Genomic DNA, 13,925 nt, shown 5'->3' with positions numbered 1-13,925 from the left:
GGCGAGGCTGGGCGTGGAATCGGTCACCCTCGGTTCCGTCAAGGCCGGGTTTTGGCAACGATACCGTCCCACAGGCTGCTCGACTTTTTTGTATTCGCTAACGCAAGAGTTTTCGCGCATGACTTCGATCGTTTCCTCTCTCAGCCCCAGCCAGATCAGGTCGCTTTCGACGGCGTCCGTCGCTGCCTGGACCACGGAAGACGTGGCCTCGCTGTCCACGAAACAGATCAACGCGCTGTCGTCGGCCCAGATCGCCGCCCTGGATACGGAAGATGTCGACGTCCTCACCTCGCAGCAGTTGAGCGCGATTTCGCAAAGCGCCATCGTCGGCCTGACCCTGGACCAGTTGGCCGTCCTGGATAGTTCCGACATCGAAAGCCTGACCTCGCTTCAGGTCGCGGCGATCACCACCGAGCAGATCGGCGCGCTGACGACAGACCAGGCGGAAGCCTTGAGTTCCTCTCAGGTCGGTGCGCTGAGTTCGGCGCAGCTTGCAGCCTTGAGCACGGCGGATATCGCAACCTTCTCGACCGCCGATATGGCGGCGATCAGCACTAAAGCCATTGCGGGATTGAGCACGAGCGCGATCGCCGCTCTTTCGACGGAACAGATCGCCGCCCTGAGTACGACGGCGGTCGCGAGCCTGTCGAGCGACCAGATCGATGCCCTGTCGACCGTGCAGATCGCCGCCTTGACCACCGCCCAGGTCGGCGCGCTGAAAGCAACGCATATCGCAGCGCTCAGCACCGATGACCTCACCGCCCTGTCCACCACGCAGATTGCGGCATTGAGCACGAGCGCGGTCGCGAGTCTTGCGGAAAACCAGATTGCCGCCCTCTCCACGGCGCAGGTCGAGGCCCTGTCCACGACACAGGTAAAAGCTTTGGGCTCGACCCAGCTTGCGGCCCTTGGCACCGATGACCTGGCAACCTTCTCGACCGCCGACATGGCGGCGATCACCAACAAGGCCATATCCGGCCTGAGCACGGACGTGATCGCGTCGCTGTCCACCGCGCAGATCACCGCCTTGAGCTCTTCCGGCGTTTCCGGCCTGACGACGGCCCAGATCGGCGCGCTGTCCACCGGGCAAATCGCCGCCCTGACGACAGCCCAGGTCGGCGCCCTCAAGACAACGCAGATCGTGGCGCTCAGCACCAGCGACCTGTCGGCACTATCGACCGCGCAGGTTGCGGCGCTCAGCACGAGCGCTGTCGCGGGCCTGGCGACGAACCAGATTTCCGCCCTGTCCACGACGCAGATCGGGGCCTTGACGACCGCTCAGGTCGCCGCTCTCAAGGCAGCGCAGATTGCGGGCATGGACACGGACGACCTGTCGGCATTTTCCACGACGCAGATCGCCGCCCTCAGCACGAACGGCATTGCGGGCCTGACGACCAACCAGGTTGCGGCCTTGTCCACGGCGCAGGTCGAAGCACTCACCACCACGCAGGTGAAGGCGCTAAGCTCGACCCAGCTTGCGGCGCTTGGGACGGCCGAGATCGCGACCTTCTCGACCGCCGACATCGCCGCGATTACAAGCAAGGCCATCGCGGGCTTGAGCACCGACACGCTCGCTGCGCTGACCACCACGCAGATCGCGGCTTTGAGCACGTCGGCGATCGTGGGCCTGACCACGACGCAGGTGGCAGCCCTTTCCACCGCGCAGATCGATTCCCTGTCCGTAGCCCAGGTCGGCGTGCTGGCTTCCAAGCAGATTGCGGCCCTTGCCACGGACACGGTGGCATCGCTATCCACCAAGCAAGTCGCGGCGCTCGGCACGGCCGGCGTCACCGGCCTGACCACGACGCAGATCGCCGCGCTGTCCACCGCGCAGGCAGAGGCGCTCACCACCACGCAGGTGAAGATGCTGAGCTCGACCCAGCTTGCGGCGCTTGGGACGGACGAGATCGCGACCTTCTCGACCGCCGACATGGCGGCGATCACCAGCAAGGCCATATCCGGCCTGAGCACCGATGTGATCGCATCGCTTTCCACCGGCCAGCTTGCAGCCCTGTCCATCAGTGCGGTCGCAGCCCTGTCCACCACGCAGATCGATGCCTTGTCGACGGCGCAGATCGCCACCCTGAACACCTCGGGCATAGCCAGCCTGACCACGACACAGATCGCCTCCCTCTCGACAGCACAGATAGCAGCCCTGACGACAGCCCAGATCGGCGCCCTCAAGGCAACACAAGTCGCGGTCATGGGCACGGACGGCATCGCCGTCCTGTCGACCGACCAGATCGCCGCCCTGAAGACGAGTTCCGTCGCGGGCCTGAGCACCAGCCAGGTCGCCACCCTGACCACCGAGCAGGTGGAGACATTGTCCTCCTTGCAGGTGAAAGTGCTGAGCTCATCACAGCTTGCCGCACTTAGTGCCGAGGACATCGCGACATTCTCGACCGCCGAGATCGCCGTGCTCAGCAGCAAAGCCATACCCGGCCTCAGCACCGATGCAATCGCCGCTCTTACCACCGAACAGATTGCCGCCTTGGGCACGGCGGGCGTCGCCGGCCTGACCACCGGCCAGATCAACGCCCTTTCGACCGCCCAGGCGGAGGCCCTGACCACGGCTCAGGTGGCCGTATTGAGCTCGACCCAGCTCGGCGCGCTCGGCGCGGACGACATGGCGACATTCTCGACCGCCGATATTGCGGCACTCACCAGCAAGGCGGTATCGGGGCTCAGCACGGGCGTTATCGCCGCGCTCTCGACCGCGCAGATCGCCGCGCTCAGCACGGCGGGCATCGCCGGCCTGACGAGCAGCCAGATTCCGGCACTCAGCACCGCGCAGGCCGCCGCGCTGACGACGACGCAAACCGCCATACTCAGCTCCAAGCAGGTTGCCGCGATCGGCCTGGACTCGATATCTGTCCTTTCCACGGCGCAGATCGCCGTCCTCAGCACCGCCGGCATTGTCGGTCTGACCACCAGCCAGATTGCCGCCTTGAGCACCGCGCAGGCGGAGGCGCTGATGACGACGCAGGTTGCCGTCCTGAGCTCCACGCAGCTCGCCGCCATGGGCACGAACGACATAGCGGCCTTCTCGACCGCCGATATTGCCGCGATCACCAGCAAGGCCGTATCCGGGCTGAGCACGAACGTCATCGGATCCCTCTCCACGGCGCAACTCGCCGCGCTCACCACCAGCGCCCTCGCCAACCTCACGACGGTGCAGATCGACGCTCTCTCCTCGACCCAGATTGCGGCCCTGAACACCACGCGGATCGCGGCCTTCGGTTCGACGCAAGTCGCCGCGCTGAATACGGATGTCATCGCCTCGCTTTCGACAGCGCAGATCGCCGCACTGAGCACGACGGGGCTTACGGGCCTGACGACCGAGCAGATCGCTGCCCTCAGCACCGCCCAGACCGAAGCCCTGACCACGGCCCAGGTGGCGGCACTGAGCTCCACGCAGATCGCAGCGCTCGGAACGGACGACATAGCAACCTTCTCGACCGCCGATATCGCCGCGATCACCGGCAAAGCCGTATCCGGGCTAAGCACGGCCGTCATCGCAGCCCTTTCCACCGGCCAGGTGGCCGCCTTGAGCACCGCCGGGGTCGCGGGATTGACCACCAGCCAGGTCGACACGTTGAGCACGGCGCAGATCGCCGCACTGAGCGCGGCAAGGGTCGCGGTGCTGAGCTCGGCTCAAATCGCGGCGCTGAGCACGACTGTGATCGCATCTCTTTCCACAACCCAAATCGCCGCCTTGAGCGCCTCGGGGGTTACCGGTCTCACCAGCGATCAGGTCGCGGCCTTGAGCACCGCGCAGGCCCAAGCCCTGACGACGACACAGGTCGCGGCGCTGAGCTCGGTCCAGCTTGGCGCGCTCGGCACGGACGACATAGCGACCTTCTCGACCGCCGATATCACCGCCATCAGCAGCAAAGCCATATCCGGCCTGAGCACCGCCGTCATCGCATCCCTTTCCACCGCGCAATTTACCGCCTTGAGCGCGTCGGGCATGACGAACCTGACGACGGATCAGATCGATTCCCTGACGTCAGCACAAATTGCCGCCTTGACGACGGCGCAGACGGCCGCGCTCAGTTCAAAGCAGATCGCGGCCTTGAGCACGGCGGTCGTCGCATCCCTTTCCACGGCGCAAGTCGCCGCGCTGAGCACGGCTGGCATCACCGGCCTGACGGCCGACCAGATCACGGCATTGTCCACCACCCAGGCGGAGGCACTGACGACGACACAGGTCGCCGCCCTGAGCTCGACGCAGCTTGCCTCGCTCGGCGCCGACGACATCGCGACATTCTCGACCAAGGACATCGCCGCGATCGGCTCCGGTGCGATATCGGGGTTGACCACCGCCGTCGTCGCGGCGCTCTCGACGGACCAGATTGCATCCTTGAGTACATCGGGCATTGCTGGCCTGACGACGGAACAGCTCAATGCCATGAGCACCGCTCAGATCGACAGCTTGTCCACCAAGCAGATAGCGGCCCTCGGCTCGACGCAGGTCGCGGTTTTGGGCACGAGCGCCATCGCTGCCCTCTCGACGGATCAGATCGCGGCTTTGAGCACCTCGGGCATTGCCGGCCTGACCACCGCGCAGATCGCCGGCCTCAGCACCGCTCAAGCCGAGGCCCTGACGGTTGCCCAGGTTGGCGCCCTCAACTCCAAACAGGTCGGCGCCCTCAGCACCGACGACATCGTCACCTTCTCGACCAAGGATATCGCGGCGATCAGCTCCAGCGTCATATCCGGATTGTCGACGGCGGCGATCGCCGCGCTGTCGACGGATCAGATCGCGGCTCTCAGCACCTCGGGGATATCAGGCCTGACCACCAAGCAGATCGTGGCCTTGAGCACCGCCCAGGCCGAGGCCCTGACGACAACCCAGGTCGCCGCGCTCAGCTCGGCGCAGCTTTCGGCTGTTGATGCCGAGGACATCGCCACCTTCTCGACCAAGGATATTGCGGCGATCAGCTCCAGTGCGCTGTCGGGACTTTCCACGACCGTCGTGGCCGCGCTCTCGACAGCACAGATCGCGGCGATCAGCACGGCCGGCATCACCGGCCTCTCCACCAAGCAAATTGCCGCCCTGAGCACGGCGCAGGCCGAAGCCTTGACGACAACCCAGGTCGCCGCGCTTGCTTCGACACAGCTTGCGGCCATGGACGCCAGCCATATAGCCACCTTCTCGACGGCCGATATCGCGGCAATCGGCGCCAGTGCCGTGTCGGGGCTGTCGACGACAGTCATCGCCGCTCTCTCGACCGCGCAGATCACCGCCCTCAGCACTGCAGGGATATCGGGCCTCTCCACCAAGCAGATGGCCGCCTTGAGCACGGCTCAGGCCGATGCCTTGTCCAGCAAGCAGATCGCCGTGCTTGGTTCGGCACAGATCGCCGCGCTCAATACGGGTGTCGTCGCCGCACTCTCCACCACGCAGATCGCCGCACTCGGCACAGCCGGCATTGCCGGGCTGACCACCACGCAGATTGCCGTCCTCTCGACCGCGCAGGCGCAGGCCCTGACGACGGCCCAGATCGCGACCCTCAGCTCCAAACAGGTTGCGGCCCTCTCGTCCGCCGACATCGCAGCCCTCTCGACCGCGCAGATCGTGACGCTGAGCGCGGCCGGCATTGTCGGCCTGACCACCGCGCAAGTCGCCGCCCTCAGCACCAGTCAGGCCGAGGCCTTGACCACGCTCCAGGTCGCGGCGCTCAGCTCCAAGCAGATCGCCGCCCTCAGCGCGGACCAACTCGAGACCTTCTCGACCGCCGATATCGCCGCCATCAGCTCAAGCGCCGTATCGGGATTGCCCACGGAGACGATATCGGCCTTTTCCACGGCACAGATCGCAGCGCTCAGCACCGCCGGCATTGCCGGCCTGACCACGGCGCAGGTCGACGCTCTGAGCAGCGACCAGCTTGAAGCCTTGACCACGGCACAGGTGGCAGCCCTCAGCTCCACGCAACTTGCTGTCCTCACGACCGGCGATATTGCCGGTCTGTCGACCGCACAGATCGCCGCCTTGAACACATCGGGCATTACCGGCCTGACGACAGCGCAGATCGCGGCGCTCAGCACCGGCCAGGCGGAAGCCCTGACCTCCGTCCAGGTGGCCGTGCTCAATTCCAAGCAGATCGCCGCCCTTGGAGCGGACGATCTCGAGACCTTCTCGGCCGCCGAGGTCGCCGCCATTAGCTCCAGCGCCGTATCGGGATTGTCGACCGAGACGATAGCAGCCCTTTCAACCACGCAGATCGCGGCGCTCAGCACGGCCGGCATCGCCGGCCTCTCCACGACGCAAATCAACGTCTTGAGCTCCGATCAACTCGAAGCCTTGACCACGGCCCAGATCGCCGCGCTCAGCTCCGCGCAGCTTGCCGTTCTCACGACCGACGATATCGCCGCTCTTTCAACCGCGCAGATCGCCGCCTTGGGCACATCCGGCATCGTGGGCCTGACAACCGCGCAGATCACGGCCCTCAGCACCGGCCAGGTCGAGGCCCTGACGACGGCCCAGGTCGCCGCGCTGACCTCCAGCCAGATCGCGGCACTCGGGACGGACGATCTCGACACCTTCTCGACCGCCGACATCGCTGCCATCAGCTCCAGCGCCATTCACGGCCTGTCCACCGAGACCATAGCCAGCCTCTCGACCGCACAGATCGCGGCCCTCGGCACGGCGGGCATTGCCGGCTTGACGACCGCGCAAGTCACGGCCCTCAGCACCAGCCAGGTCGAAGCCCTGACGACCGCCCAGGTCGCGGCGCTGAACTCGAAACAGATTGCCGTCCTGGGAACGGACGACCTCGAAACCTTCTCGACCGCCGATATCGCCGCTATCAGTTCGACCGCCGTGCCGGGACTGTCGACCGAGACGATCGCGACGCTCTCGACCGCGCAGATCGCAGCCTTGAGCGCGTCCGGCGTCGCGGGGCTGACGACCGCCCAGATCGCCGTCCTCAGCACCGGTCAGGTCGAGGCCCTGACCACCGCGCAGGTGGCAGCTCTCGGCTCCAAGCAAGTTGCCGCCCTGAGCACCAGCGACATAGCGGCTCTCTCGACCGCGCAGATCGCGGCCTTGAGCACGGCAGGCGTCGCCGGATTGGGCAGCGCCCAGGTCGATGCCTTGAGTATCGAACAGGTCGAGGCGCTCTCCACCCTCCAGATCGCCGCGCTGAGCTCGACCGGGATTGCCGGCCTCAGCACGGATGATCTGGGAACCTTCTCGACCGCGGAGCTGGCGGCGATCAGTTCCAGCGCCATAGCGGGATTGCCCACCGATTTCATCGCAACGCTGTCGGACACCGAAATCGCCGCCTTGGGCACGGCCGGCATTGCGGGGCTGAGCAGCGCCCAGGTCGGAGCGCTCAGCACCCTGCAGGTTGCCGCGCTTTCCACTGCCCAGATCGCCGCGCTGAGTTCGGCGGGAGCGGCCGGCCTGACCACGGAGGATCTCGGAACCTTCTCGACCGAGGAACTCGCGGCACTCAGCCCGAGCGGCATATATGGCCTGTCCACAGCCGTTATCGCGGCCCTCACCACCGAACAGATCTCCACTTTGTCGACGGGCCAGATCGCCGGGCTGAGCTACAATCAGGTGGCGGCGATGAGCACCAATCAAATCGCCACCCTGTCCACTGCGCAACTCGGCGCGCTGAACGCATTGCAGGCCGCAGCACTCGACACCGACGACATCGCGCTTCTTTCCACCGACGACATCGTCGCCTTGAGTTCCAACGCAATCATGGGATTGACCACCAAAGTCATCTCCGCCCTGACGACGGAACAGGCCGAAGCCTTGACGTCGACCCAGGTCAGCGCGCTCAGTTCGACGCAGGTTGCCTCCTTGAGCACCGCGGAACTGGCAACATTCTCGACTGCGGATATCGCCTCGTTCAGCTCGACCGGCGTGGCCGGATTGTCCACGCAGGACATTGCGAGCCTGTCGAGCGACCAATTGGACGCTCTGATGAAATCCCAGATGGGCTATCTGAGCTCCGACCAGATCGCGGCGGTCATTTCGGCCTATCTGGTCGCATAGTCGGCGTCCGCCTGGGATGGCAGGCGACGCTTTCGATGGAGTTCGATCGTTTGGCCGATCGAAAACAGGGGAAATCGGGCGCAATGGGCTTTCACCCAAGCGCGCCGATCACGTGGCATGCTTAGAGCAAGCTAGAGCCGCTAATGAGAGGTGATCACCCGCAAATGATTTGCGGGGCCGGCCGTCAATTCCTGGGATTTTCCATGGTCACCAATGATGCAATCGCTCCAGTTCCCTCCGTCGGCGGCATTCTGGACCTTGCCCGCTCGCAACGTCTTTCCCTCACCGATCTGTTTCAAGTCGCCGAAAGCCGCAGCGTCGCCGGGCACAGAGCCGAAGCGGCCGAGATCTACAAGGTCTGGATCGCATTCAACGAGAATCATCCCCTCCTGCATCTCGTCTATTTCAACTATTCGGTGACCCTTCGGCAATTGGGCGATATTGCCGGTTCCATTCATGCGCTGCGCGCCTGCCTGAAACACGATCCGCGCTTCGGACCGGCGCACATCAATCTTGGCCGGGCATTCGAAGACAGCGGCATCGCCACGCAGGCCATTCAACAATGGCGCAGTTTCGTGGAGCTGACCGCCGAGAGCACGCCCGACCGGCTTGCGCATCGCCTGATGGCGCTGCAGCACATCGGCCGCGTCATGGAAAATGCCGGATTGCTGGAAGACGCGGAAACCGCGTTATGGCAGGCAATGGAGCTGCGGCCCGACAAGACGGAGGCCGGCCAGCATTGGAGCGCGGTGCGCCAGCGCCAGTGCAAATGGCCGACATTGATCTCTTCGGATCACGTCTCCATGCGCTACCTGCTCGATGCCATGTCGCCGCTGGCCTTGGCCTGCTACTCCGACGATCCCCTGTTCCAGCTCGCGCGGGCCTACCGCTACAACAAGTCCTTCGTCGGGCGTCCCGACACCAGCGGCTTTCCGCGCAAGACCGTTGCGAGAAAAACCGGAACCGGCCAACGCCTTCGTATCGGCTATGTCTCCTCCGACCTGCGCGATCACGCGGTCGGCTTCGCGCTCAGGGAGGTGCTGGAGCTGCACGACAAGCGTAGCGTCGAGATCTACGCCTATTATTGCGGCGAGCGCGCCGAAGGCGATGCGACCCAGGCACGCATGAAGGCAGCGATCGACTGCTGGCGCGATATCGCCGCCCTCAGCGACGCCGAGGCCGCCAGGCAGATCGCCGACGACGACATCGACATCCTGATCGACGTCAATGGCTATACCAAGCATGCGCGAACGAAGATCTTCGCCTATCGCCCGGCGCCGGTGATCGTCAATTTCTGCGGCTATCCCGGCAGCATGGGCAGCCCTTTCCACCAATACATCATCGCCGACGACCGCATCATCCCGCCCGAGAACGAGATTTATTATTCGGAGAAGGTGCTTCGCATCGCCTGCAATCAGCCCCTCGACCGCAAGCGGGTGATCGCCGAAAGGCCGTCGCGCAGCGAGGCGGGACTGCCCGAGGACGTCTTCGTCTTTGCCTGCTTCAACGGCATGCAGAAGATCACCCAGGAAAGCTTTTCCCACTGGATGAAAATCCTTCTCGCCACGCCGGGCAGCGTCCTCTGGCTCTTGACCGGGGGCGACGATGTCGACCAGCGGCTGTGCAAGGCGGCCGAAGGCGCCGGCGTCGAGCCGGACCGCCTCATCTTCGCGCCCAAGGCGCCGAACGCCAAGCATCTTGCCCGGATCGCGCTCGCCGATCTTTTCCTCGACACATTCCCTTACGGCGCCCACTCGACCGCGGCCGACGCGCTGACCATGGGATTGCCGGTGCTCACCTTCCCCGGCAAGAGCTTTGCGGCCCGCTTCTGCCACAGCATCGTCGCGGCGGCCGGCGTTGCCGAGCTGATTTCTTCGGGGCCGGAGGACTATATCGAAAAGGCCATCGGTTTTGCCAAAGGCCCCAGGAGCCTCGAAAGGATCAGGGACAGCCTGCAGGCAAAGCGGGAGACCAGCCCCCTGCGCGACATCCCGGCCCTCGCCCGCCGCCTCGAAGAGCTTTTCTGGCAGATGCAGGCGGAATGCGAGCGCGGCGAAACGCCGGTGCCGGACCTGCGCAACCTCGACATCTACTACGATATCGGGATCGAACTCGTTCAGGACAATATCGCCTTTTGCGACGATCGCGCCTATCGGCAGGCCTATCTCGACAAGCTTTCCGAATGGCACGATTACGCGCCCATCGGGCCGGACAGCCGGCTGTGGACGAAACCGTGATGTCGACGACATGCACCCCCGAAAAGAGCTGATTGCCAATGTCGCGGACTGAGAAAATTGCCGTCGTCGGCGCCGGACTTTCAGGCGCGGTCATCGGGCGCGAACTCGCTCTTGCGGGTCACGAGATCGACGTCTTCGACACCCGCGGCCATATTGCCGGCAACTGCCACACCGAGCGCGACCCGGCGACCGGGGTGATGGTGCATGTCTACGGCCCACACATTTTTCACACCGACGACCGGGAGGTCTGGGACTACGTGAACGGCTTCCAGACCTTCATGCCCTATCAGAACCGGGTCAAGGCCACGAGCGCGCAACAGGTCTATTCGCTGCCCATCAATCTGCACACGATCAACCAGTTCTTCGGCAAGACCTTCAGGCCCGACGAGGCGCGCGCCTTCATCGAGGAACAGGCGGACAAGTCCATCGCGGAACCGCGGACCTTCGAGGAGCAAGCGCTGCGCTTCGTCGGCAAGGACCTGTATGAAGCCTTTTTCAAGGGATATACGCAGAAACAATGGGGATGCTCACCGACGGAGCTTCCGGCCTCCATCCTGAAGCGCCTCCCGGTCCGCTTCAACTACGACGACAACTATTTCTTCCATAAATATCAGGGCATGCCGGAAAACGGCTATACCGACATGGTCGCGCGGATCCTCGACCACGAGAATATCGCAGTGCATCTGGAAACGCGGTTTCACAGCGGCCTCGTCAAGGACTACGACCACGTCTTCTATTCCGGCCCGCTCGATGGCTATTTCGATTACGCCTACGGCAGGCTCGGATATCGCACGCTGGATTTCGAGCGCTTCACCCATGAGGGCGACTATCAGGGCTGCGCGGTCATGAACTACGGCGATGCCGGCATACCCTATACGCGGGTGACCGAACACAAGCACTTCTCCCCTTGGGAAGCGCATAGCGGCTCGGTCTGCTACCGCGAATTTTCCAGGGCCTGCGGTCCGGACGATATCCCTTACTATCCGATCCGCCTGATGGAGGAGAAGGAGCAGCTTGCCCATTATGTCGAGCGGGCCATGCGGGAGCCTTCCATCACCTTCGTCGGCCGGCTCGGAACCTACCGCTATCTCGACATGGACGTGACGATCCGCGAGGCACTCGACACCGCACGGCTCTATCGCTCTGCATGCGAGGGCGGCACCGTGATGCCGTCCTTCCTGCATCCGCCGCTCAGGATGTCCTGAGTTACAACAGTCAAACCATGATCAATGAGCCGGCGCCGACCGCGCGTTTTCAGGCCCTGAGCGCCATATAGCGCGGGCCGGGATTGCCGGCGAAGCGGTGCGCGCCCGTGTGGTTGAGCTTGCTGGCGGTGTCGAGCCAAATCTCGCCGCCAAGCGCCCGCCAGCGATGGCAGAAGGCAAAGTCTTCGCTGAGATAGATGCCGGTTTCCTCCTCGATCAGGCATTCGAAGAGCGCATATTGGGTGGCCGGCGTCCGCTTGGTGCCCGGATAGGCATGGATCGCGCCATAGCGCAGGTCGGGATAGGCGGCGATCATCTTTTCGATGACGGCGCGCTTGATCAGCAGCATGCCGGTGCCCGCATAGATCGCGGTGACGAAATCGCCGTCCCATTCGGCATTCTGGCCGGTCAGCGGCGTGCCGACATAATGCAGCGCCGCCTCCGCCAGGGTCTCGGCATCGCGCATGGGTGCCTTGGCGGCATTGCCCCAATCGTAATCCTTGATCGGATACATGGCGGCGACGACATCCTTGTCGGCCTTGAGCAGCCGCATCACCTGCTCCGGCTCGAAGCTGATGTCGGCGTCGATGAACAGCATATGGGTGGCCGCCGTATCATTGAGGAAATGCGAGACGAGCGTGTTGCGGCTGCGGGTGATCAGCGCATCGTTGCCGAGCAGGGCCAGCGTCAATTGCACTCCGGACTGCGCGCCAGCCTGGATCAGCGAGATGATGGATTGCATGTAGTCCTTGGCGACCATGCCCCCGAAACAGGGGGTGGCGATGAAGACAAGCGGGTTAACGGTCATTCGCCAAGTATCCCTTCGATGCGGCATGCGACTCACTGGAATCTAAGGAGATTCGCTGTTTCCGTGTGTGGCGAATTGTTGAAATTTGTTTCTGCAAAACCCGGCCAGGTTGCTTTCCGAAACCCATGCTCTTTAGCGGTAGTATCGCGCCCGGCGGCGAAGCCGGAAAGAGATGGGCAGGCGACTGCTATAAGCTACGCGCAAGTTTCCGTGTTCAGGTTCGGGCCGTTGGGACAAGCCAGATCGACGATATGGCGACTGCCGATGACGCCATGATGGCGGTAGCTGCCATGCCAATCTTGCATCCGTCTTCGCCGGCGCAGGCGGGGACCCGGAGCAGGTTTGGCCTCCAGCATTCGGCCATTCCATTCGCTCGTATTGCGATCGAAAGCCCGCCCTGCCGCGTCCATGCAACGTCAGCGCGGCGGCAAGAGTAATTTTGAGTCAGCGTAACAACCAGAGTCCATATCAACGCTCGCATCTGGAGGCCCCCCATGACGAGCATCACGTCAGTTTCATCGAATAGCTATTACCAAAGTCAGAAATCCCGCTCGACGTCATCGGGAGAGTCGGCTTTGTCGCTGCTTGATAGCAGCACATCCGGCAAAAGCTCATCGTCGTCATCCTCCTCTTCGTCCTCAACGGACGATCAGTCTTCGATCGCCTCGGCCGAGCAGCTCGTCGCGCAGCTCATGAACATCATGCTCAATCTGCAGTCGAACATCTCCACCGATACCTCGTCGGACGACGACAGCTCCACCAGCAGCACAACCGCCACCCAGCAGTCCTCCGGCAAGACCAGCCAGAGCGATATGATCAGCGCCATGGATACCGACGGCGACGGCAGTATCAGCGAAGCGGAATTCGTCGCCGCAAGACCCTCCGATGTCAGCGAGGACCAAGCGACCGCATTGTTCGAAAGCTTCGACACGAGCAGCAGCGGTTCGCTGACGGAAGAGCAGCTCGCAAATGCCATGCAGCAGCCCAACGGACCGCCACCGCCGCCGCCCGCCGATGACACGACCAGTGACTCCACCGACGAGGACCAGACCTCCAGCCTGTTCTCCGACATGGACACGGATGGCGACGGCAGCATCAGCCAGGCGGAATTCATCGCCGCACGTCCGTCCGACGTGAGCGAGGAGCAGGCCACGACCCTGTTCAACAGCCTCGACACCACCGGCTCGGGATCGCTGACGAAAAGCCAGTTGGAAGATGGCCTGAAATCACAGCAGCCACCGCCGCTTCCGGATTTCGGCTCGCTGTATTCCTCCAACTATGAGGACGATACGACCAGCGAACTGCTTCAGGTCTGATCGAAAGCCGGCAACAACCGGTTGCATTCGATAGTCCAAGGGCCGGCGATTTGAGCGGGAGATGCGGGGGCCTCTCCACTCAAGTCCGCCGGCCCTTCCTTTTGCGGATGGCCTTGCTCTTCGCATTGACGCTTGACGGAAGGCCGTCGACTTCACTAGGCTGGTTCCATTCACCAGGGGGGTCCCGTCAAGGGGCTGAGATACTGCTGGACAATATGGCTTAGGCCTTTTGTGGCGCAGTGACCCGTTGAACCTGATCCAGTTCATACTGGCGTAGGGACGGTGCAAGCGCTCGAAAGGCTTTTGATTCCCACGTGGAATCCGAGCCGGCGTCTTTTCATCATT

Annotated in this window: 5 protein-coding genes and 1 riboswitch; of the genes, 4 read left to right on the top strand and 1 reads right to left on the bottom strand. The window is 63.6% G+C overall.

From position 1 onward, the window contains the following. The first annotated feature begins 118 nt into the window (after positions 1-118). From FHX11_RS16485 to FHX11_RS16475, 3 genes are all read left to right on the top strand, one after another. Positions 119-8,014, top strand: coding sequence for a hypothetical protein (locus tag FHX11_RS16485; protein ID WP_184358708.1), 7,896 nt, complete (start codon positions 119-121; stop codon positions 8,012-8,014). Between the two features lie 203 nt (positions 8,015-8,217). Beyond that, on the top strand, positions 8,218-10,251 hold the full coding sequence (locus FHX11_RS16480) for a glycosyl transferase (RefSeq protein ID WP_184358707.1): 2,034 nt from the start codon (positions 8,218-8,220) through the stop codon (positions 10,249-10,251). Positions 10,252-10,289: 38 nt separating this feature from the next. After that, positions 10,290-11,456 (top strand): UDP-galactopyranose mutase, encoded by a 1,167-nt coding sequence (locus FHX11_RS16475; RefSeq protein WP_184358706.1) that lies wholly within the window; start codon positions 10,290-10,292, stop codon positions 11,454-11,456. A gap of 49 nt (positions 11,457-11,505) precedes the next feature. Here FHX11_RS16475 and FHX11_RS16470 read toward each other — a convergent pair whose 3' ends face one another. Beyond that, the gene (locus tag FHX11_RS16470; RefSeq protein WP_184358705.1) at positions 11,506-12,264 is read right to left on the bottom strand and encodes a hypothetical protein; all 759 of its coding nucleotides are present in this window, start codon (positions 12,262-12,264) and stop codon (positions 11,506-11,508) included. A gap of 575 nt (positions 12,265-12,839) precedes the next feature. On the opposite strand from FHX11_RS16470, the gene FHX11_RS16465 reads away from it, so the two are divergent. Then, complete coding sequence (locus tag FHX11_RS16465; RefSeq protein ID WP_246781031.1) at positions 12,840-13,580, top strand: EF-hand domain-containing protein; 741 nt, start codon at positions 12,840-12,842, stop codon at positions 13,578-13,580. A gap of 165 nt (positions 13,581-13,745) precedes the next feature. After that, positions 13,746-13,878, top strand: a riboswitch (TPP riboswitch). Positions 13,879-13,925: the final 47 nt, after the last annotated feature.

Source organism: Rhizobium sp. BK602 (assembly GCF_014195095.1).
In the GTDB taxonomy this organism is placed as follows: domain Bacteria; phylum Pseudomonadota; class Alphaproteobacteria; order Rhizobiales; family Rhizobiaceae; genus Rhizobium.
The sequence above is the reverse complement of the archived record's forward strand: the minus strand, read 5'-3'. Positions and strand labels throughout refer to the sequence as shown.

What these genes read in the sequence shown, in the direction of transcription:
- FHX11_RS16475 (WP_184358706.1), top strand. Translation starts at nt 10,290, where the DNA reads ATGTCGCGGACTGAGAAAATTGCCGTCGTCGGCGCCGGACTTTCAGGC.
- FHX11_RS16470 (WP_184358705.1), bottom strand. Translation starts at nt 12,264, where the DNA reads ATGACCGTTAACCCGCTTGTCTTCATCGCCACCCCCTGTTTCGGGGGC.
- FHX11_RS16480 (WP_184358707.1), top strand. Translation starts at nt 8,218, where the DNA reads ATGGTCACCAATGATGCAATCGCTCCAGTTCCCTCCGTCGGCGGCATT.
- FHX11_RS16485 (WP_184358708.1), top strand. Translation starts at nt 119, where the DNA reads ATGACTTCGATCGTTTCCTCTCTCAGCCCCAGCCAGATCAGGTCGCTT.